17 protein-coding genes are annotated in these 21506 nt (G+C 67.6%); 8 read left to right on the forward strand and 9 right to left on the reverse strand.

Translation table 11 applies throughout. From position 1 onward, the window contains the following. Window positions 1-34 precede the first annotated feature (34 nt). The 3 genes from fdhF to V7Q53_RS20320 are packed head-to-tail and all read left to right on the forward strand — an operon-like array spanning window position 35 to window position 3975. A complete protein-coding gene (gene fdhF / locus V7Q53_RS20310; RefSeq protein WP_333830653.1) occupies window positions 35-2932 on the forward strand; it encodes a formate dehydrogenase subunit alpha in 2898 nt (965 codons plus the stop codon). Window positions 2933-2936: 4 nt separating this feature from the next. Then, a complete protein-coding gene (gene fdhD, locus V7Q53_RS20315; protein ID WP_333830654.1) occupies window positions 2937-3758 on the forward strand; it encodes a formate dehydrogenase accessory sulfurtransferase FdhD in 822 nt (273 codons plus the stop codon). Then, window positions 3748-3975, forward strand: coding sequence for a formate dehydrogenase subunit delta (locus tag V7Q53_RS20320; protein WP_333830655.1), 228 nt, complete (start codon window positions 3748-3750; stop codon window positions 3973-3975). The genes fdhD and V7Q53_RS20320 overlap by 11 nt, the downstream gene beginning before the upstream one ends. Window positions 3976-3982: 7 nt before the next feature. Here V7Q53_RS20320 and V7Q53_RS20325 read toward each other — a convergent pair whose 3' ends face one another. The 5 genes from V7Q53_RS20325 to V7Q53_RS20345 form a co-directional block, all read right to left on the reverse strand. Beyond that, window positions 3983-5899, reverse strand: a complete 1917-nt coding sequence (locus V7Q53_RS20325) for a molybdopterin biosynthesis protein (RefSeq protein WP_333830657.1) — start codon at window positions 5897-5899, stop codon at window positions 3983-3985. 3 nt (window positions 5900-5902) lie between these two features. After that, window positions 5903-6886 carry a hypothetical protein gene (locus tag V7Q53_RS20330; RefSeq protein WP_333830659.1) on the reverse strand — a complete coding sequence of 328 codons (984 nt, stop codon included), beginning with the start codon at window positions 6884-6886 and terminating at the stop codon, window positions 5903-5905. 81 nt (window positions 6887-6967) lie between these two features. Further along, window positions 6968-7780 (reverse strand): substrate-binding domain-containing protein, encoded by an 813-nt coding sequence (locus V7Q53_RS20335; protein ID WP_333830660.1) that lies wholly within the window; start codon window positions 7778-7780, stop codon window positions 6968-6970. 18 nt (window positions 7781-7798) lie between these two features. Further along, window positions 7799-8512 carry an ATP-binding cassette domain-containing protein gene (locus V7Q53_RS20340; RefSeq protein WP_333830661.1) on the reverse strand — a complete coding sequence of 238 codons (714 nt, stop codon included), beginning with the start codon at window positions 8510-8512 and terminating at the stop codon, window positions 7799-7801. Further along, window positions 8509-9213 (reverse strand): ABC transporter permease, encoded by a 705-nt coding sequence (locus V7Q53_RS20345; RefSeq protein ID WP_442954458.1) that lies wholly within the window; start codon window positions 9211-9213, stop codon window positions 8509-8511. The genes V7Q53_RS20340 and V7Q53_RS20345 overlap by 4 nt, the downstream gene beginning before the upstream one ends. An 80-nt stretch (window positions 9214-9293) precedes the next feature. On the opposite strand from V7Q53_RS20345, the gene V7Q53_RS20350 reads away from it, so the two are divergent. Beyond that, complete coding sequence (locus V7Q53_RS20350; RefSeq protein ID WP_333830662.1) at window positions 9294-10196, forward strand: helix-turn-helix transcriptional regulator; 903 nt, start codon at window positions 9294-9296, stop codon at window positions 10194-10196. A 13-nt stretch (window positions 10197-10209) separates the two neighbouring features. On the opposite strand, the gene V7Q53_RS20355 is transcribed toward V7Q53_RS20350, so the two are convergent. Continuing rightward, the gene (locus V7Q53_RS20355) at window positions 10210-11076 is read right to left on the reverse strand and encodes a LysR substrate-binding domain-containing protein (protein WP_333830663.1); all 867 of its coding nucleotides are present in this window, start codon (window positions 11074-11076) and stop codon (window positions 10210-10212) included. A 93-nt stretch (window positions 11077-11169) separates the two neighbouring features. On the opposite strand from V7Q53_RS20355, the gene V7Q53_RS20360 reads away from it, so the two are divergent. Then, on the forward strand, window positions 11170-12033 hold the full coding sequence (locus tag V7Q53_RS20360; RefSeq protein ID WP_333830665.1) for a DMT family transporter: 864 nt from the start codon (window positions 11170-11172) through the stop codon (window positions 12031-12033). Here the strand turns inward: V7Q53_RS20360 and V7Q53_RS20365 are convergent. Continuing rightward, complete coding sequence (locus V7Q53_RS20365; protein ID WP_333830666.1) at window positions 11996-12709, reverse strand: helix-turn-helix transcriptional regulator; 714 nt, start codon at window positions 12707-12709, stop codon at window positions 11996-11998. The genes V7Q53_RS20360 and V7Q53_RS20365 overlap by 38 nt on opposite strands. 151 nt (window positions 12710-12860) lie before the next feature. On the opposite strand from V7Q53_RS20365, the gene V7Q53_RS20370 reads away from it, so the two are divergent. The 3 genes from V7Q53_RS20370 to V7Q53_RS20380 are packed head-to-tail and all read left to right on the forward strand — an operon-like array spanning window position 12861 to window position 18489. Further along, window positions 12861-13952 carry a hypothetical protein gene (locus V7Q53_RS20370; protein ID WP_333830667.1) on the forward strand — a complete coding sequence of 364 codons (1092 nt, stop codon included), beginning with the start codon at window positions 12861-12863 and terminating at the stop codon, window positions 13950-13952. Continuing rightward, complete coding sequence (locus V7Q53_RS20375; protein WP_333830668.1) at window positions 13949-17776, forward strand: vWA domain-containing protein; 3828 nt, start codon at window positions 13949-13951, stop codon at window positions 17774-17776. The genes V7Q53_RS20370 and V7Q53_RS20375 overlap by 4 nt, the downstream gene beginning before the upstream one ends. 5 nt (window positions 17777-17781) lie before the next feature. Continuing rightward, window positions 17782-18489, forward strand: coding sequence for a hypothetical protein (locus V7Q53_RS20380; RefSeq protein ID WP_333830669.1), 708 nt, complete (start codon window positions 17782-17784; stop codon window positions 18487-18489). A gap of 105 nt (window positions 18490-18594) precedes the next feature. Here V7Q53_RS20380 and V7Q53_RS20385 read toward each other — a convergent pair whose 3' ends face one another. Both V7Q53_RS20385 and V7Q53_RS20390 read right to left on the reverse strand, forming a co-directional pair. After that, the gene (locus tag V7Q53_RS20385) at window positions 18595-20952 is read right to left on the reverse strand and encodes a xanthine dehydrogenase family protein molybdopterin-binding subunit (protein ID WP_333830671.1); all 2358 of its coding nucleotides are present in this window, start codon (window positions 20950-20952) and stop codon (window positions 18595-18597) included. Then, a complete protein-coding gene (locus V7Q53_RS20390; protein WP_333830673.1) occupies window positions 20936-21430 on the reverse strand; it encodes a (2Fe-2S)-binding protein in 495 nt (164 codons plus the stop codon). The genes V7Q53_RS20385 and V7Q53_RS20390 overlap by 17 nt, the downstream gene beginning before the upstream one ends. Between the last annotated feature and the right edge of the window lie 76 nt (window positions 21431-21506).

Genomic DNA, 21506 nt, shown 5'->3' on the forward strand with positions numbered 1-21506 from the left:
GTATTTTTGGCAAGATGAAACACGGGGCCGCAGCATGAAAGATTTCATCATTCCCTTTGATGACCGCGATCTGGGCACCCCCGCGCGCGAAGGTGCCCCCGTCACGCTGAGCATTGACGGTTTCGAGGTCACGGTGCCCGAAGGCACCAGCGTGATGCGGGCCGCGGCGCTGGCCGGGCTTACGATCCCCAAGCTGTGCGCGAGCGACAATCTTGAGGCCTTCGGCTCCTGCCGGTTGTGCGTGGTCGAGATTGAGGGGCGGCGGGGCACCCCGGCCTCCTGCACCACGCCGGTTGCGCCCGGGATGGTGGTGCATACCCAGAACGACAAGCTGCGCAAGCTGCGGCGCGGGGTGATGGAGCTGTATATCAGCGACCATCCGCTGGATTGCCTGACCTGCGCCGCCAACGGCGATTGCGAGTTGCAGGATATGGCCGGGGCCGTGGGCCTGCGCGACGTGCGTTACGCGGCACCTGAGGGCGGCGCGTTGGCCAACCATTTCACCGCCCGCAACACCAGCGGCGAGGCCAACCGCGCATGGTTGCCCAAGGACGACAGCAACCCCTATTTCAGCTACGACCCGGCCAAATGCATTGTGTGCTCGCGTTGCGTGCGGGCCTGCGAAGAGGTGCAGGGCACCTTCGCCCTGACCATCGAGGGGCGCGGGTTCGACAGCCGGGTTTCCTTTGGCGCGAAGACCGACAATGCGCTGGCCTCGGACTGCGTAAGCTGTGGTGCCTGCGTTCAGGCCTGCCCGACCGCGACCCTGCAGGAGAAATCGGTTATTGAACTGGGCACGCCCAGCCGCTCGGTCATCACGACCTGCGCTTATTGCGGCGTGGGCTGTTCGTTCAAGGCGGAGCTGAACGGCGACACGCTGGTGCGCATGGTGCCGTGGAAGCACGGCAAGGCCAACCGGGGCCACAGCTGCGTCAAGGGCCGCTTTGCCTATGGCTACGCCCAGCACAGCGACCGCATTCTGAACCCGATGATCCGTGACCGCATTGACGAGCCATGGCGCGAGGTCAGCTGGGAAGACGCGCTTGGTTTTGCCGCCTCCCGGCTGCGCGCGCTGCAGGAGAAGCATGGGCGCAAATCCATCGGGGTGATCACCTCCAGCCGCTGCACCAATGAGGAAACCTATCTGGTGCAGAAACTGGCGCGCGCGGTTTTCGGCAATAACAACACCGATACCTGCGCCCGTGTCTGCCATTCGCCCACTGGCTACGGGCTGGGGCAGACATTCGGCACCTCGGCGGGGACGCAGGATTTCGACTCGGTCGAGGAATGCGATGTGGCGGTGGTGATCGGCGCGAACCCGCATGCCGGGCACCCGGTCTTTGCCAGCCGCCTGAAAAAGCGGTTGCGGCAGGGCGCCAAGCTGATCGTCATCGATCCGCGCCGCACCGAGACGGTGGAGGGGCCGCATTACAAGGCCGCGCACCATCTGGCGCTGCGCCCCGGCACCAATGTGGCCGTGATCACCGCGCTGGCGCATGTCATCGTCACCGAGGGGCTGATGAACGAAGATTTCATCCGCACCCGCTGCGACTGGGATGAGTTTCTGCATTATGCCGATTTCGTCGCCGACCCGCGCCACAGCCCCGAGGCGACCGAACTGCTGACCGGCGTGCCCGCCGCGGAACTGCGCGCCGCCGCCCGGCTTTATGCCACCGGCGGCAACGGGGCGATCTATTACGGGCTGGGCGTGACCGAGCACAGTCAGGGCTCAACCACGGTGATGGCCATTGCCAACCTTGCCATGCTCACCGGCAATATGGGGCGCAGGGGCGTGGGGGTGAACCCGCTGCGGGGGCAGAACAACGTGCAGGGTTCCTGCGATATGGGTTCGTTCCCGCATGAGTTGCCGGGCTACCGCCATGTGAAACTGCCCGAAGTGCGCGCAGTGTTCGAGCAGGCATGGGGTGTGGAGCTTGACCCAGAGCCGGGCCTGCGCATTCCCAACATGCTGGATGCTGCCGTGACCGGCAGTTTCAAGGGCCTCTATTGTCAGGGCGAGGATATCCTGCAATCGGACCCTGACACCAAGCATGTGGCCGCCGGGCTGGCGGCGATGGAATGTGTCATCGTGCATGACCTGTTCCTGAACGAAACCGCGAATTACGCGCATGTCTTCCTGCCCGGTTCGACCTTTCTGGAAAAGGACGGCACCTTCACCAATGCTGAGCGCCGCATCAACCGGGTGCGCAAGGTGATGGCACCGCGCAATGGTTATGCTGACTGGGAGATCACCCAGATGCTGGCCAATGCGATGGGCGGCGACTGGCGCTATACCCATCCCGCCCAGATCATGGATGAGATCGCCCTGACCACGCCCAGCTTTGCCGGTGTCGATTACGCGATGCTGGAGGAGAAGGGCTCTGTCCAGTGGCCCTGCAACGCGGCGCATCCTGAGGGCACGCCGCTGATGCATGTCGATGGCTTCGTGCGCGGCAAGGGGCGGTTCATCGTCACCGAATATGTGGCGACGGATGAGCGCACGGGCCCGCGTTTCCCGCTGCTGCTGACCACCGGGCGCATTCTGTCGCAATACAACGTCGGCGCGCAGACGCGGCGCACCGAAAACGTGGTCTGGCATGATCAGGATGTGCTGGAGGTTCACCCCCATGACGCCGAGGTTCGCGGCATCAAGGAGGGGGACTGGGTGAAGCTGGCCAGCCGCTCGGGCGAGACCACGCTGCGCACCACGCTGACCGACCGTGTCAGCCCCGGCGTGGTCTATACCACCTTCCACCACCCTGATACGCAGGCCAATGTCATCACCACCGATTATTCCGACTGGGCGACGAACTGCCCGGAATACAAGGTGACGGCGGTGCAGGTCAGCCAGTCGAACGGCCCGTCGGACTGGCAGGAGGCCTATTCAGCCCATGCGGCCCGCGCGCGCCGTATTCTGCCAGCGGCGGAGTAGGGCGATGGTCTGGGCCAGAAGTGTCAGCGCGCGGGGGGTGTCGGTGCAGGGCGAGGGGGCCTATCCGGTCTGCCGCGCGCTGCCCGAAGAGGTGCCGGTTGCCATGGTCTTTGGCGGCGCGACGCTGGCGGTGATGATGGCAAGCCCCGGTGATATCGAGGATTTCGCCATCGGTTTTGCGCTCAGCGAGGGCGTGATCAGCGGGCTGGACCAGATCGAGGAATTCGAGGTGGCCGAGCAGGCGCAGGGGATCGAGGCTCGGTTCTGGCTGCGCGCGGACCGGAGCGCGGCGCTGGCTGCGCGGCGGCGGTTCATGGCGGGGCCGGTGGGCTGCGGGCTGTGCGGTATCGACAGTCTGGAACAGGCGGGGCGGGAACTGCCCGATGTCTCCGGCGTGGCCCTGCGGCTGACGCGCGCCGATGTCATGGGCGCGGCGGATGCCCTGCGCGCGCAGCAACCGCTGCATGATCAGACCCGCGCCACCCATGCGGCGGGTTTCCTGCGCCCGGGCGCCGGGATCGTTCTGGCGCGCGAGGATGTCGGCCGCCACAACGCGCTCGACAAGCTGATCGGCGCGATGGTGCGGCAGGGGGATGACCCGGGCACCGGCGCGCTGGTGGTGACAAGTCGCCTGTCGGTGGAGCTGGTTCAGAAATGCGCCATGGCGGGCTCAGCGGTGATCATCGCCGTGTCAGCCCCCACCGCCCATGCCCTGCGCCTTGCCGAGGGGGCCGGGATCACCCTTGCCGCTTTCGCGCGCGGGGGCGGGTTTGATGTGTATTCACACCCCCATCGCATTCGTTTCGAGGTGTCCGATGTTGCCTGACAAGCTGGTCCATATGGCCAACCAGATCGCCACCTTCTTCAAGTCCCAGCCGGGGGGCGATCAGGCAGAGCGTGTCGCCGCGCATCTGAGTGATTTCTGGGATCCGCGGATGATCAGTGCCCTGCGCGCGCATGCCGCCAAGGGCGGCGCGGGGCTGGATGCGCTGGTGATTGCGGCACTTGCCCATATGGCAGAGGCCGCGCCGGAGCAGGGCTGACCCCGCTTCAGCGTTCAAAGCCGATCTGCGCCAGCGCCCCGGCGCTTTCGCTCAGCGCCGCCTCAAAGGCCGCTATGGTCGCCGGGTTGCGCGGTGTTTCCCAGACCGCGAAATCATAATGCTCGTCGGCAACCGGCAGAAAGCCAAGCCCAAGCGCCTGCGCCACAGGCCTGATCGCCATGCCCCAGTCGGCGCGGTTCTGGGCGATTGCGGTTGCCACGGCGTTGTGGGAGGCCGGCTGGTTCCAGTAGCCCTGCGGGCGGGTGCCGTTCAGCAGCCGGTCCAGCAGCACGCGGGTGCCGGAGCCCTGATTGCGGTTGACCATGATCGCCTGCGGATCGGCCAGCAGCGCCGCCAGCGCCTGACCAAGGTCGCGCCCTTCAAAGCGTGCATCACCCTTGCGGAACAACAGCCCTTGCATCCTCCGCCAGCCGGGGATCAGGCGCATGCCCTCGCTGAGGAAGGGCGCGTTGTAGGTGCCGCTTTCAGCGTGCAGCAGGTGGATCGGCGCGATGTCGCATTCGCGCCGGTGCAGCGCCGCCAGCCCGCCCTGTGAGCCGGTGGCAAGGATGCGCGCGCTGATGCCACGCTCAGACAGGCGGCCCACCACCGCGTCAAGCCCCGTGCAGTGGCTGCCGATGATGGCGAGGCCGGGCGGGGTGACATGGGGGCCGAAGAGCGTGACTTCGGCGCTGGTGCCGGGGGCGATTGTGTCGGTCAGCGCCGGGATGGTCACAAAGCCGTCGGCCTGCGCAAACGCCGTCACCGCGCCCGAACCCTTGCCGACCGGGTGGGCAACCAGCCCCTCCGGCCCTTCGGTCAGCGCGACCATGGCAAATTCGGTGCGCCCCAGTTCCGAGGTCAGGCGCAGGGGCAGCGTGGCCGCCACCCGCGCCGTGCCGCGTAGCGGCAGGCCTGCCATCGCCCGCAGCGCCGGGGCGACAAGTTCGTGAAAGGTGAACATGGCCGAGGTGGGGAAGCCCGGCAGCACCACCACCGGCTTGCCATCGCAGACCGCAAGGCACAGCGGCTTGCCGGGTTTCAGCGCCACGCCATGGGCGATGATCCCCGGCGCGCCCAGCCCGGCGATGACCTTCGTGGTCAGATCGCCCGCCCCCTTGGAAGTGCCACCCGAAAGGATCAGCGCATCATGGCTGGCGAATGCCGCGCGCACGGCCTCTGACAGCGCTGCCGCGTCATCGGCCACAGCACCCAGATGCACCGCCTCGCAGCCGTTTTCGCGCAGGGCGGCGACGATGACGGGGCCGTTGGAATCATAGACCCCGGCGGGGGGAAGCGGCTGGCCGGGCTGCACCAGCTCATCGCCGGTGGACAGAACCGCCACCCTGGGCCTGCGCCAGACCGGCGCAAAGGCCAGCCCCACGGCGGCCAGCATCGCCACTTCACGCGCGCCAATCAGGGTGCCCTTGCGCAACAGGGTCTGCCCGCGCGCAATGTCGGAGCCTGCGAAAGAGATATGGCTGCCGGGGGCCAGCGCGCGGGACACGGCGATGCCATCGCCCTCCGGCTCGGTATGTTCGATCATCACCACCGCATCCGCCCCGCGAGGGAGGGGCCCGCCCGTGGCGATGGTTGTCGCAGTGCCGGGCGCGACAGTCAGCGCGGGCGCGGTGCCGCAGGCAATGGTTTCCGGGTTGAGGCGCAGGGTGACCGGCTCAGCCTCTGATGCCTCGGACAGGTCGGCGCTGCGGATGGCAAAGCCGTCAACCGTGGCGCGGTCAAACGGGGGCGCATCCACCGGCGCGGCGATATCCTGCGCCAGCACGCGGCCCGGCAGTCCGGCCAGCGCGACGGGCTCATGGCCCAGCGGCTGCGGTTGCAGGGCGCTCAGAAACGCGGCTTCGGCGGCATCGCGCGACAGGATGTTCAGGAACTGGTCCTGATGGGGCGGGGGGTTGGTCATGGGTCAGCCGAAAGCAGTGTCGAGGGGGGTTGCGGCAAGCAGCGCACCCGCCGGTGCCCCCTCGCTGTCAGGGGGGATGAGGGCGAAGGCACTGGCACGGGCCAGCGCGCTTACGGTCAGGGAACCGGCGGGCAGGGGCTGCCACGTGTCCTCGGCGGCGCTCAGCAGCACCAGCTCCGACAGTCCCACAGCCGAGGTGACCTTGCGCGCAAGCGGGCGGGTGATGCTGGCCGGTGTCATGCCGGAAAGCATGGCAAGCGCGGGCAGCCCCAGCGCCAGAAGTGCCGCGACCAGCGCGTCAAAGCGCGGAGGCAGGGAAAGGGTCAGCGCGTCGCCGTCACGCGCCAGCCATGCGGTGTCGCCGGGGGCAAGGGCAAGGCGGGGCCGGTCATCAAGGGCGGCGCGGAGCGTCAGATGCGGGCTGTCATCGCTGATCAGCGCGCCCAGCAATTGCACCCAATCACGGACAAAACCCGCCTGCGGCACATCCGGCGCAACATGCACTCGGGGGCGGCGGACGGGCAGCTGAGCAAGGCCCGCAAGCCCGGCCAGCAGCCCGTGGCGGGGCGTCAGCCGCTGGCCTGCCCGCGCGATCAGATCGCCCGCACGCCCGTCATGGCCCGCGCGGCGCACCCCCTCACCGGGGTTGAGCGCCTGAATGGCCTGACGCAGCGGGCCGGTGGTTTCAGTGCCGTCCTCCGGCAGGATCGCATCGGTGCCGGGCGGCAGGGGCATGCCGGGGGTCAGCGCCTGCGCGGTGCCAAGAGGCACGGGCAGTTGCGGGCTGGCGCCCATCAGATCCAATGCCTGCACGGCGAAACCCGCGCGCAGGGCTTCATGGCGCGCGGGCAGGTCATGGGGCAGGCGCAGATCACCGGCCAGCGCATGGCCCATCGCCCCGGCCAGCGCGATGGTTTCGGGCGCGACGGGCTGCGCGCCGTTCAGCGCCTGCGCAAGGCAGGTATCAAGGGGTGTCAGGCCGCTCATGCCCAAGACATGGGCCAGAATGGCGCCAAAGGCCAGAGCCGGAACCGCAGGATTGTTCCGGCGCTGGCCCTTGCGGCGGCGTTATTCCGCGCTGGGGAAGAAAAGCTGCGCTCCATTGACGGTGTAACTGGCGATGGCCTCCTGCCCGGTCGGTGAGATGAGCCAGTCGATAAACGCCTGCCCCTCTGCGGCCTTCACATGCGGGTGGCGCTCAGGGTTCACCAGAATGATGCCATAGGGGTTGAACAGCACCGCATCCCCCTCGAACACGATCTCAAGCGGGCCGCGGTTCTGGAAGGACAGCCATGTGCCCCGGTCGGTGAGCGCATAGGCGGGAACCTGCGCTGCCGTGTTCAGCGTGGCCCCCATGCCTGAGCCGGTGGAGAGGTACCAGTTCCCCGCCGGTTCAACCCCCGCCGCTTCCCACAGGTTCATCTCAGCCACATGGGTGCCGCTGTCATCCCCGCGTGAGGCGAAAGCGGCGCCCGTTCCGGCGATTGCGGCCATGGCGTCTGTGGCGGTTTCAGCCACGCGCAGGCCTGCCGGGTCATCAGCGGGGCCGACGATGACGAAATCATTATACATCACGTCAAAGCGCTGCACGCCGTAGCCCTCAGCCACAAAGCTTTCCTCCTGGGCACGGGCATGGACGAAAACCACATCGGCATCTCCCCGGCGACCGGTTTCAAGCGCCTGCCCGGTCCCCTGCGAGACCACGCGCACCGCGATCCCGGTTTCTTCCTGAAAGAGCGGCAGGATATGGGTGAAAAGCCCCGAGTTCTCGGTCGAGGTGGTGGAGGCGACGGTGATGAACTCCTGCGCCGAGGCGGGGAGGGCGATGAGCAGGGCAAGGGCTGAGGAAAAGCCCAGAAGGGTGGTGCGGTTCGGTTTCATGGTTCTCTCTCCCATTGGTTACCAGATCAGATCGCCCGCCAGAAAGGCGCGGGCCTCAGGGCTTTTCGGCCCCGCAAAGAAGGGCTTGGCGGGCTGCTGTTCGATCAGCCACCCGCGGTGCAGAAAAGCCACCTGCTGCGCCAGCCGCCGGGCCTGACCCAGATCATGGGTGGACATCACAACCGTGATGCCATCGGCCGAGAAGCCCTCGATCATCGCCTCAATGGCGCGGGTGGCAGAGGGGTCCAGCGCCGAAGTCGGCTCATCCAGAAACAGCACCTGCGGGGACATCGCCCAGGCACGGGCCAGCGCCAGCCGCTGCTGTTCGCCGCCTGACAAAAGGCGCGCGGGACGGTCGGCAAGCGGGGTCAGGCCAAAGCGGTCCAGCGTGCGCGCGACGGTTTCGCGGCGGGTGGCGCGGGGCAGGCCACGCAGGGTGAGCGGGTACTCAAGGTTCGCGGCGACCGAGCGGCGCAGCAGCACGGGGCGTTGAAACACCATCGCCTGCGCCTGCGCGCGCACTTCATTGCTGGCCCAGTGGCGCTGGCCGGTGGTGGGGTCGATCAGCCCGTGGCAAAGGCGAAGAAGCAGGCTTTTGCCCGCGCCGTTCGCGCCCATGATCACCAGCCGCTGCCCCGGCTGCACGTTCATTGAGATATCCGCCAGAAGCGGCGTGCCGTTGACCGCGTAACCCACGGCCTCCAGCCGGAGGGGGAGGATATCACCGCTCATCCCAACCGCCCCCGCGCCCATTGCCCTGCGCCCCATGCGACGGCGTTCAGCGCAAGGGTCAGCGCCAGAAGGATCATCCCCAGCGCGACGGCAAGGCCAAGATTGCCGCGCGCCGTTTCCAGCGTGATGGCGGTGGTCATGGTGCGGGTGTGCCCGGCGATATTGCCGCCGACCACCAGCACCGCGCCCACCTCGGCCGAGGCGCGGCCAAAGCCTGCCAGCACCCCGGTCAGCAGCGATACCCGCCCGTCCCACAGCAGGGTCGGCACGGCACGCAGGCGGCCCGCGCCCAGCGAGCGGAGCTGTTCGCGGTATTCCGTCCACAGGTCTTCGACCACCGATCGGGTGAGCGAGACGATGATCGGCAAAATGAGCAGGGTCTGGGCGATGATCATCGCCGTGGGGGTGAACAGCAGTGCCAGCCCGCCCAGCGGCCCCGAGCGCGAGAGCGTCAGGTAAACCAGCAGCCCCGCCACCACCGGCGGCAGGCCCATCAGCGCGTTGAACAGCACAATCACCGCTCCCCGGCCCGGAAACCGCGCCAGCGCCAGCCCGGCCCCCAGTGGCAGGCCGATCAGGCAGGCGATGGTGACCGCCGTAAGCGTCACGCGCAGCGACAGCCCGATGATCTGCATCAGGGCGGCATCGGCAGAGGTGATCAGGGCAAAAGCGGTGGCGAAGGGGCTTTCCAGTGTGGGAATCCTTTGCAGAAAGTTATGGAAGTGAAGCAAAAAACGCACTAGAATTCAAACATGTAAATATTGCAGGAAATTGCATTGTTATGCAGGAGACGCTGCCCCAACCCGCCCCCTCCAGCCTGATGACTACCGCCGAGGTGGCCGGTTACCTGCGGGTGAAAGAGCGCACGATCTATGAGATGGTCGCGCGCCAGACCATCCCGTTCAGCCGTGCGACCGGCAAGCTGCTGTTCCCGCGCCGTCTGGTCGATGCCTGGCTGGAGGCGCAGACAGAGCTGCCGGGAACCGGCATCGCCCCGCCACCACCCATCTATGCCGGGTCGAACGACCCACTGCTGGACTGGGCGCTGCGGCAGGCGGGCACCGGGCTGGCGGTGCTGGCGCGCGGCTCGATGCAGGGGCTGGCCGATCTGGCTGAGGGGCGGGCGGTGCTGGCCGGTTGCCACCTGCTGGACCCTGACAGCGGGCAGTGGAATCTGGCGGCGGTCAGGGCGCATCTGCCGGGGTCCGGGCATGTGATGATCCACTGGGCACGGCGCGCGCAGGGGCTGATCACCGCGCCCGGCAACCCGCTGGGCATCACCGGGCTGCAGGACGCCGTGGCGCGCGGGCTGCGCTTTGCCACGCGGGCCGAGGGGGCCGGATCACAGCGCCTGCTCGACGTGCTGCTGGCGCGCGCCGGGCTGACAGCGGGTGATCTGACCACCGCCGCGCGCCCGGCGGAAACCCATGCCGACCTTGCCGCCCTGATTGAGACCGGCGAGGCCGATTGCGGGCTGGGGTTGCAGGCGGCGGCGGGGCTTCTGGGCTTTTTGCCGCTGGTGAATGACGAAAGCTTTGATCTGGTGATGACCCGGCGCGCGTATTTTGAGCCGCCGGTGCAGGCGCTGCTGGGTTTTGCCCGCACCGAGGCCTTCGCCAGCCGCGCCGCGCATCTGGGCGGCTATGATCTGGCCGATACCGGCGCGGTGGTCTGGAACGGCTGAGCCATCGCCGTGCCTAAGCCCGGCATTCCCGCAGCCAGCTGAGGAAGATCTCTGTCTGCCGTGTGCCGGGGCCGTTCTGCCGCAGAACATAGGCGCCCAGCCGCACCTCAGGGCAGTCCGGCAGCGGGCAGAGGCGATTGTCGGCCAGATCATCGCGGATGATGAATTCGGGGGCCAGAACCATGCCCAGCCCGGCAATTGCGGCGCGCAGGGCGGCATCGTCCATATCGAAGCGCCCGGAATAGCTGAGCCGCGTGGTGGAATGGCCGCTTTCATGCAGCCAGCAGGCCCAGTCCCAGTTCTCGCTGGCGCTTTGCAGCGCCGGAATGCAGGCCAGATCGCGCGGATCGGTGATACGGGCCAGAAGGGCGGGCGACAGGTAGGGGCGGCAACGGTCCTCCAGAAAGACCTCGGCATCGGCGGGGGCGGTGGCGAGGGGGAAATAGGCCAGCGCGAAATCGGCCCCGGTGCTGGTGGGAAAGCCGGTGCCGCCGGTGGTTTCGATACGGATGCGCAGGTCAGGATGGGGAGCGCGAAACTGCTCAAGCCGGGGGATCAGCCAGCGGGTGGCAAGCGTCACAGGCACCTGCACCGACACCTCGACAGCGCCCGATATCGCCGCCTCGACCGCGCGCTCAAGGCCGAGAATGCCGGGAAGCGACTGGCGGAACAGGGTTTCGCCGGTTTCGGTCAGGCGGATGGCGTTGTTGGCGCGGTGAAACAGCGTCACCCCCATCGCCCCCTCAAGCGCGCGGATCTGATGGCTGACGGCGCCCGCCGTGACACCCAGCCGCAGCGCCGCCTTGCTGAGGCTTCCGCATTCGGCGGCGGTGGTGAATACCCGCAGCGCATTGAGCGAGATACGGTTGAAGGGCTGCATCAGTTTTCCTCGTGCAGGGTGAAATCAACTCGTTTGCAAACAAGGTTGTAGAATTGCACAGGTTGACGGGATTTGACACCGGAGGCCAGCACCTTGTTCCGCCAGATGACCTATCTGCCCGCGATCCTGTGGGTGTTGCTGAGCACGGCGCTGTGGACGCTGATTTTCGCTGCCGCCAAACTGGCCGACGGCGCGGTGGGCACGCTGCAACTGACCCTTCTGCGCTATGTCGGCGGGCTTTTGACCGTGATCTGGCTGGTGCGCGGGGATGGCGGGTTTGCCGCGCATCGCAGCCGCCAGCCGCTGACCCATTTTCTGCGCGCGGTATGCGGCGGCGGGGCGGCGGTGGCGATCACCTGGGGCTCGGCCCATATGCCGCTGGCGAATGCCACGGCGATCGGCATGACCTATGGTGTGCTGCTGATCCTGCTGGGGGTGGTGTTTCTGGGCGAGCGCCCGGGGCGGGCGCATCTGTGGGCGGTTGCGCTGTCACTGGTGGGGGTGACGGTGGTGCTGCTGGGCAGGGGCGCCTTTCATCAGGCGCTGCCCCTCTGGCCCGCGCTGGCGGCCTTTGCCGGTGCCTTGCTGCTGGCGGTGGAGGGGTTGCTGATCAGGCTTCTGGGGCTGCGCGAGCGGCCGGTCACCGTGATGCTGTATGTCAGTTTCTTTGGCCTTTGTCTTATCGCGCTTCCCGCCTGGCTGACCTGGCAGAAGATCAGCCTGAGCGTGGCGCTGGTCTGTATCGGGCTGGGGCCGGTTGCCGTCTTTGCGCAATATTGCACCATTCGCGGCTACCGCGCCGCGCCGCTCTCGGTTGTCGGCCCGGTGGATTATTCCTGGCTGCTGTTCGCGGCGCTGCTGGGTTTTGTCGCCTTTGGCGAAAGGCCGGACGCGGCCACGCTGGCGGGCTGCGCGCTGATCATTGCGGGCGGCGTGTTGCTGGCGCGGGCGCGGTAGGGCCTCCGGCACCCAGCGCAAAGTTCAGAAGCGCCTGATCGCGGGTGCGCCCCCCCAGCTTGGTCCGGGCATTGCGCAGATGCAGATCGACCGTGACCACCGCCAGCCCCAGCGCATGGGCAATCTCCTGCACCCGGTTGCCTGCGGCCAGCAAAAGCATCACCTCAGCCTCGCGCGCGGTCAGGGCAGGCCCGGGGTTGAGGTGCAGACTGACCATGCGCAGGGCCAGCGGCAGGGCGCGGGCCAGTTCTGCGCGCAGCGCCTCAACATCACTGCGCGGCAGGCTGGAGCCGATATTCCATGCGCAGGTGTCCTGGTCCGGCAGAACGAGCGAGAAACCGGCGTTGAACCCGGCCTCTCGCGCCTCCAGCACCAGTTTGCGCTGAGCGGGCGCGAGGTAGTCATAATCGTCAAGATAGGCCGCGCCGGTGGCGACCGGGATGCCGGGTTTGCAGCAATGCTCAAAGAACGGGTCGATCCGGCTGTAATCTCTGTCCTGATAATGGCGCTGCCAGTCATCCCCGAAGGTGGTCAGCACGGTGGGAATGTCCTGCGAAAGGTCATAGCGGATGATCCGGTCAAAACCCAGATCGCCCGCAAAAATGGCAAAGGCCTGCCATGCCTTTCCCGGCCCGGCGGCGCGCAAGAGGTCGGACAGGTGGCGCAGGTTCAGCATCGTCAGGGCCCTAAGGATTTCCACAGGTTGCCAGACAAGCGGCGCATTCGCTAACCCTTTGTGGCCACGGCGGCGGGAAAATTGCGCCGATCCTTTGTTCATGCACGGTAATTTCAGGTATTTTGCATTCCCTTTCATGGAAACTGATCTGATGACAGAGCGGTCCGGCAGCGGCGCTATTTCCATCGTGGACCTTGTCTCGCGCTACCTCGGCCCCGTGCGGGAGGCGCAGTTCGGCCAGCCTGATGCGCCACGCCCGGTGGTTGCCACGCTGAGCCGCGCGCAGACCGAAGCACTGGAAGCACGGCTGAGCCCCGCCCTTGCCCGGCACGAGGAAGCGCGGCGCGCCTTTGTGGCCGAGACTGAGAAGCGGTTGCGGCTGGGCGTGGCAGGTGCGGGCGCGGCGGGGCTTTTGCTGGGCTGGGGGGCCATGGGCAGCCTGCCGGTGGGGCTGGCGCTGATGGCCGGGGGCGTGGGCTTTGCCCTTCTGCTGATGTTCGGCGAGGCACAGAAAAAGCCCCGTACCGAGGCGCGCGCGCTGCTGCTGGATGCCATCGCCGGGGAGCTGATGGGCTTTCGCTGCGATTCAGACGCGCCCGATGCCACGCGCTGGAAGCTGCTGCCGAGGATCTTTGCGCAGCGCGTCGATATGCGGATCAGCGGGCAGCGCGATGGCTGCAAGGTCGCCGCCTCGCGCATCGGGTTCACCTTTGGCGGGCGCAACGGCAACACCGAAAGCAGCGGCAAGGGCACTGCCTTTACAGTGGTTGAACTGGAATGGCCCGCATCGGTGCCCGAGGTGCCCTTCATCACCGCGATCACCGGCACCGATGCGCCGCCCGCCTTGCAGTACGCCCCCGCGCAGACCCATGGGTTGCAACCGCAACCGACCGGCGATGCCGCTTTCGATGCCCGCTACAGCGTCTTTGCCAGCCCCGGTGCGCCGCTGCTCCCACCGGCGTTCCGCGCTGCCTTTGCGGCGCTGGAGGCTGAGGCGCGCTGCGCAACGCACGGCATGGCTGAGGTGGCGCCGGGGCAGGGGTTGCGCCCCAGCGTGGTGTTGATGCCTGGCTACTGCGCCGTGCTGACCCCCCTTGCCAAGTTTGACGGCGCGTTTGAGCCGCCTCCTTTCTGGAAACCGCTGGAGGGCGCTGCGCTGATCCCCGCCTTTGCCTCGGACCTTGCCATTGTGAACCGGCATGTGAATGCCGCCCTTTCCCTTCCGACCGGAGAACGCGCATGATCTTTTCGCGCCTGTTGACGATAACCGCCCTTGCCTGCGGGCTGACCACACCTGCCCTTGCCGAGCGGGTGAGCGTGCTGGTGTTCGATGCCTCCGGCTCGATGTGGAACCGCGTTGAGGGCGATCTGACGCGGATCGAGGTGGCGCGCGATGTGATAGGCGATTATTTCGCCACCCGCGATGGCGCCGTGCCGTTGTCGGTCATCGCTTACGGTCACAACCGGCGCGGCGATTGCGGCGATATCGAGGTGATCGCGCCCATGGGCCAGACCGCCCCGGGCGAGCTGGAGCGCCGGTTGCGCGCGCTGATGCCGCGCGGGATGACACCGCTGACCGATAGTCTGGCCATGGCGCGCGACCAGATCCCGCCCACGGCTGAGGCCGCCGATATCATCCTTGTCACCGACGGGCTGGAAACCTGCGAGGGTGACCCCTGCGCGCTGGCCGCCCGTCTGGCCGCCGAGGGCATCGACATCCGCGCCCATGTCGTCGGCTTCGGCCTGACCCGGGTGGAGGTTGAGGCGCTTTCCTGCATCACCGAACAGACCGGGGGCATGCTGTTCGAGACCAACTCAGGCGCTGAACTGGCCGAGGCGCTGCAACAGGTCAGCGCGGCAGTGCCGGAACCTGTGGCTGAGCCTGAACCTGAGCCGCAGCCGGAAGCGGAAGCCGCGTTTGACATCGGCGACCGGGCCGAGGCGGGGTTCATCTACACCATCCATTGGCGGGGCGAGGCAAGCTGGGCGGATTACCTCGGCTTCGTGCCGCAGGGCGAGGACGGCGCGCCCTCGTCCCCCGGTTTCGGGCCGATCAACGTCATGCGGGACGGTGGACCGAGCAATCCGGTGACGCGCACGGCGCCCAGCGAGCCGGGTTTTTACGACCTTATCATCCGAAGGGGTGGCCAGGGCGTCATTGCCAGACAGGCAGTCGAGGTGGTGCCCCCCGCCATGGGCTTCGATCCGATCGGCTCGGTCGAACCGGGCAGCCGCTTCAATGTGCGGTTTCGCGGGCCTGAACAGGGCGGTGAGCGGCTTACGGTCGCCCGACCGGACCAGCCGGTGAGCGATTTCCGAAGCTACAGCTGGGATTTCGCCCTGAGCAAGAACGGCGTTATCAGGGTACAGGCGCCCGATGAGCCGGGCGAATACGAACTGCGCTATCTCAACGCCTCGGCCACCGAAGTCATGTTCTCGCGCCGCTTCGGCGTGGGCATCCCATTCGAGGATGCCGACGCAACCACCAGCGCCGATCTGGCAGCGCAGGCCACCGAGGCCACGCGGGGCGACGCCACGCAGGACAGCATCGCCGAGGTGCCTGCCACCTTCCGCCTGCCAGCGGATGTGCCGGACGGCCCTGTCTCGTGGAGGGCGACGCCGCAGGACTCCGATATGTCGTCCGAGATCTGGTCGCCAGGCAGTGCGGGCGCGGTCGTCACCGGCAGCTTCGAGCCGGGGAACTGGCTGATCCTGGCGCAGATGCCCGGGCATGTGGACTTCTCGGCGTGGGTCGAAATCTTTCCCGGCCAGCCGAATGATTTCACGCTGGAGAGGGAACCCACCTCGCTCGACGGCGCACTGGAGGGCGCGTGGACCGTCTGGGGTATCCCCCCGCGCGAGGTGAACGACCCGCCCATGGTGATGATGGAGGTCGACCTGCGGCTGACGGATGAGCGGCAGGATTACATCGGCACCTTCGCCACCAGCACGGCGATGGGCGGGCAGGTGATCACCGGCGATCTGACATCGGTGACAATGCAGTTTGAAAGCCTCTATATCACCTTCGCACTGCCGCAGATCGCGCCAGAGCCCTTCAGGCTGGCACTGGGCCCGCAGGGCATGGGCTATGTCGGCCCCATGAGCAGCGGCCAGCATTCGCTGCCGGTCGCCCTGTGGCGCACCGGCGTGGCCGAGGATCTGGCGCTGTGGCAGGATGCGGCTTACGGCTCGGGCAACAACTACGTTCCCGAATTCGCCTTCACCTGCACCGAGCCACGCTGCGAGGTGGTGATCGAGCGGCTGTCGGTGACGCTGGAACAGGGCTGGTCGATGACCGAACCCTCATGGATCAGCGCCACCGCCGGCGCGAACCCGCTGTCCCATCCCCGTGCGGAATTCCATGGGCCGGATGGCGCGATGATCATGCTGAACCCGCATCAATGGCTGGCCGACAACGGACCCTGCCTGTCCACCGTAGCCGGCGGGCTGTGCCTGTGGCGCGACGGTCCGGCCGCCGCTGCTGCAGCCGCGGTGCCGCTGTCGATGTCGCTCCGGATCGTCGAGGAACAGGCGCAGGTGAACGAGTTCCGCGGACTGGCCGTCGCACTGCCCGGCGTGCCGCAGGAAGCGCAGGTCTCCATGGAGGTCCGGCTGACCGCGGGCGAGGATGCGATGGACATCGTCACATACAACAATGCCGTGCAGCAGCTGCGCCAGCCCTACCGGATCGGCAACCGCTACGACATCCGCGCCGAATATCAGGGGCGGGAGTTTCTTGCCCGCGATGTGGAGATCGTTTTCGGCCCGGATGCGCAGGTGGTGCGGCTGTCGCCGCAGGTGTTCTCCTACGAGTTCGAGGTTTCGGCCAACCCGCCCACCGCCGGAACGCCGGGCTACTTCGGCGTGACGGTGACCGCACCCGAAGGGTTCGACGGCAGCTTCGAGCTGCACCCGGAATGGGAGCGTGACGGACCGCCACTTTTCGCGATGGGGGCGGAAGAATGGCTGGGCGGGCAGGATCAGGTGCTGCCGGTGCCCGCCATCCCCGGGGACTATGAACTGCGCTATCTCGATGCCGATGGCGCGATGATCGGCGCCGCGCTGATCACCGTTCCCAATGCCGAGGGGCAGGGAAGCATGGCGATCGAACCCGATGACGGCACGCGGTTCGGCAATTATGGCCCCTATCTGGCCGGGGCCGAGGTGCTGGTGCAGGTCAGACGGGGCGATGACAGGCGACCGGGCGATCAGGTGGTTGTGCTGCGCACCGGCAGCGACCGCGCGTTGCCCGGTACCGGCGAATGGATCGACGATTTCCGCGTGCGTATCCGCATGCCCGATGCGCCCGGCGATTACATGCTGGCGCTGTCCGACACCGACGGGCCAAGCCTGCGCGCCCTGACCCCCGCGCCGGTCGAGGCAGCACCGGTGCCCTCCTTCTGGCGCTACAATGCCAACCCGGTGCCGGATCGCCCCTTTGGCGTGGTGGCGGTGGGCCGCATGGCGCTGAGCGACCGGATGGCGATTGTCGCGCCTTCCGGCGCCGTGGTGGTCGAAGCACCGCTGCTGGAGGCGATGACCGGCCGGATGCGCCTGCCTGCGGATGTCGCGGGCCCGCATGAGCTGCATTACATCGGCGAGGGGCAGGTTCTGGCGCGGGTGGCGCTGGACATCGACGGGCCGTCGCCGCTGGTGCCTGCGGGCGGCAGTGACGGACCGGCAGTGATTTCGATGGAAGGGGCGATGGTTCCGGGTGGCGCGGTGCAGGTCTCGCTGCGCGGCATGATCCCTGAGGAAAGCATTGTCGGCTTCCTGCGGCCGGGAACCCCGTCGCGCACGATCTTGCAGACCAGCAGCCGCGCTTCACCGGAAAGCCCGGTTGTCATGCTGAATGTCCCGCAGGGGGAGGGGCCATGGGCCTTGCGGCTGACCGATCACAACCTGACGCAGATTGCCGAGATCATTCCCGGCGCGGGTGCTGCCAGTCCTGCTGCCAGTCCTGCTGGCAGCCCGCCGCAGGCAGGCCTTATCCCCATCCAGCCCCGCGATGGCGCCAGCACCGCTGACGTTCTCAACTTCCTTCTTCCCGGCTTCATATCGGAGTGAATGCCATGCGTCCTTTCCTCTTCCTGATCGCACTTGCTCTGATGCCCCAGCCGGGGCAGGCGCAGGTGAATGATGACGGGCTGATCATTGCCACCTGCCGTTCAGGCGAGGGGTGCCATTGCTATCTGTCCAACCAGACGCGCGGCGCGCTGGCGACGGTCGTTGCGACCGATCCGCCCGAAGGCGTGGCGCATCCGGTCTTTGTCGTTGCGGATGGCGTGATGTCCTGGAGCACCGGGAGCGCGCATGACCTTGACATGATATACGGCGGCGAGGGCATTTGTGATCCTGAGATATTCGACCCGTCCGAGGCCAGGTTGCCCCGCAACGGCCTTTGGCATCTGACGATTACGGGGCATGAGCTGGACGGCTGCCCGCCCCAGGTTGCAGCGGCGATGGGTGGCGGGGTGGTGATCGGCCAGACGGTCAGCCGCAACATCAGATGGCCGCGCCCCTTCAGCCCCGCACCCCTGACCGCCGACAACCCGCTTGCGCAGGATTGGGTCAACCGTGGCGGCGGGCGCTGGTCATCGCGCGTGATCGACGAGCGTGGTGAGGGTGGCGGGTTCGGGCGGGTGACGTTCCATGTGTCCATCCTCTCTGACCGCGAGATCGCGCAGACCTCGGTCTTTTCGACCAATGCGCTGGCGGTGCTGGGTGCGGGGGGTACCTGCACCTCGACGACGCATGCGACATTGCGGTTCGGGGGCTGATCGCCACTGGGGCGACCGCAGGGCGTATGGCGGGTGCGGGAGCCTCCGGCGGGGATATTTTTGGACAGAAAATGAACGGGCGTGGCGTTCTGTAATGGGCTTCGGTCAGGGCAGGATGTTGTCCGCCCAGCGGCGGCTGATATGCGGATGGTCGAGCGGAGCCGACGGCCCGTCGATTAGTGCCAGCACGCGCGGCGGGGTAAGGGGCAGTTCGCCGACCGGCTTGCCAAGGGCATCTGCGACCGCGCAGGCCACAACCGCACCGACATTGAGGATCGGCACCTCGCCCGCGCCCTTGGTGCCCAGCGGGCCGATGGAGGGCGCGCCCTCATACAGGTCAATTTCGACCGGCAGCACATCCTGCGCCAGCGGCATCAGGTAGGATTCAAACCCCGCCTGCTCCATCGCGCCCTGCGCATTCACGGTCATCTCCTCGAACAGCGCATAGCCCAGACCCTGCACCACGCCGCCCTGTATCTGGCCATGAACCGCCCGGGGGTTGAGGGCGCGGCCCACGTCCTGCACCACGCGGTAGGCAAGGATCTCGACATGGCCGGTGTCAGGGTCCACGGCCAGTTCGCAGTCATGAACCGCGAAAACCGGGATGTCGATGGCGTCGATGAAATGGCCCGCCGCGCAGCCCGGCATGGCCTTTTCGCCCGGCGCGGTGAAGGCGCCGCTGCCCGCGATGGGGCCGCTCAGCGCCTCGGCCCGTTCGACCACCTTGGCGATGCTGGTGCCGGAACCGGGGTGGCCTGCGATCTCTACCCGGCCTTTGGTCAGCACAAGGTTTTCGGGCTTGGTCTGAAGCATCTCTGACGCGACCGCCAGCAGCTTGTCGCGCACTTCGGCGCAGGCGGCCTGACTGGCGGCGCCGATCGACACCGTGGTGCGCCCGCCGCCCACGCCCAGATCGCGGCCTGCCGCGTCGGTATCGGCGGTCTTGACGATCACATCCGAGGGGTGGAGGCCCAGATTGGCCGCCACGATCTGCGGCAGCGCCTGCATCATGGTGCCCTGCCCGATCTCGACGCCCGCGGTGACCAGCGTGGCCGAGCCATCGGCGTTCAGGTTCACGGTGGCCGCCGAGGGGCCGACGAAGATGAACCATGTGCCCACTGTCGTGGCGCGCCCGTAAAGGCGGTTGTCGGCCTGCGCGCGGCGGCTGCCGCTTCCGGCGCGCAGGGTTTCCATCCGGTCCAGCATGGGGCGCAGCACCTCGCCCTGAAAGACCTGCCCGGTTGCCCCGAGGTCGCCGTCGCCCAGCACGTTCAGGCGGCGGAATGCCAGCCGGTCCATGCCGATGGCGGCGCAGATCTCGTCGGTATGGCGCTCCAGCGCGAAGGTGTTATAGGTGCCGTTGCAGGCCCGGAAAGCGCCGTTGGGCGGGGTGTTGGTATAGACCGCGCGGCTGACGAGGCGGGTGGCGCCCAGCCGGTAGTTGCCGCCCAGCGTATGGGCCGTCATCGTGGTCAGGAAGACCTGCTCGCCGCCATAGGCGCCGCAATCCATCAGCACCACGGCCTCGCGCGCGGCGATGGTGCCGTCGGGGGCGATGGCCGAGCGGATGCGGATTTCCGCATTTTCGCGGCACAGGCAGGTGAGCATTTCTTCGTCGCGCGGGTTCACCACTGAAACCGTGCGCCCGGATTTATGCGCGAGGATCGCGGCAAACGGCTCGATGGAGCAATCGAACTTGAGGCCGAAGCCGCCGCCCACCGCCGGAACCGTCACCCGCACGCGGGACGGGTGGACACCCAGCGCGGTGGCGGTGACGTTGCGCACGGTCCAGGGTGCCTGGGTGGAGCAGTGGATGTGGTAGCGCCCGTCCTCATAGCTGGCGACGGCGGCGCGGGGCTCGAACGGCATCTGGTTCTGGCGGCCGACGCGGTAGCAGCTGTCAACCACGGTGACATCGTCACGCGCAAAGGCGGCATCGACATCGCCGCGATCCACCCGCGCCTCCCACGCGACATTGCCGCCGCGCAGCGCGCCATCGGTCAGGGTTTCATAGCTGCGCCAGTCAGGATGGATCAGCGGCGCGCCCTCTGCCAGTGCCTGCGCCATGGTGATGGCGGCTGGCAGCGCCTCGGTCTCCAGCACGATCGCGGCGGCGGCGGCGCGGGCCTGTTCGGGCGTTTCGGCGGCGATGGCGGCGAAGGGCTCGCCGGGGTAGCGGATGGTGTCGGTGGCAAAGAGCGGGTGGTCAGCGATGCCGATGCCGTGCAGCCCCGGCGCGTCAGCAGCGGTGGCGATGGCATGGACGCCGGGCATGGCGCTGGCGGCGCTGGTGTCGATGCGCAGAATGCGGGCCGGGGCGCTGGAGGCACGGACCAGAACGCCGTGCAGCGCGCCGCTGCCCGCGCTGTCGACCGTGTAGCGGGTGCGCCCGGTCACCTTGTCGCGCGTATCGCGGCGCGGGTAGTCCATCACGGCGCGGGCGGGGTCAAACGGGGTGTTCATGAGCGGGCCTCTGCGGTGGTTCTTCGGTGGTGGAGAGGGAAAGCACGGCATCGATAATGCGCTCATAGCCGGTGCAGCGGCACAGGTTGCCGGTCAGCGCTGCCTTGACCTCGGCCCGGCTGGGAGTGGTGTTGGCTTTCAGCAGGTCGCTCAGCGTGACGACCATGCCGGGAAAGCACATGCCGCATTGCACCACATCATGGTCGATGAAGGCCTGTTGCACAGGGTTCAGCGCATCCGGGGCTGAAAGGCCCTCGACGGTGGTCACCTCCGCCCCGTCCAGCATTCCGACCGGGCGCAGGCAGGCCGGAACCGGCTGGCCGTCGATCATGACGGTACAGGCGCCGCAGAACCCCTCGCGGCAGACATCCTTGGCGCCGGTCAGGTGCAGCGGGCCGCGCAGCAGGTCTATCAGCGGGGTGCGCGGGTCGCCGTCGAAACTGCGGCGCTGGCCATTGACGGTAAGGGTGACGCTCATGGCCGGACCTCCTGTGCGATCGGGAGTGGACAAAACATGGGGGTCATCTTCGTCGTTGCGGCCCGTGCTAAGGTGA

It is taken from the genome of Pararhodobacter sp. (assembly GCF_036802785.1).
Taxonomy (GTDB): domain Bacteria; phylum Pseudomonadota; class Alphaproteobacteria; order Rhodobacterales; family Rhodobacteraceae; genus Pararhodobacter.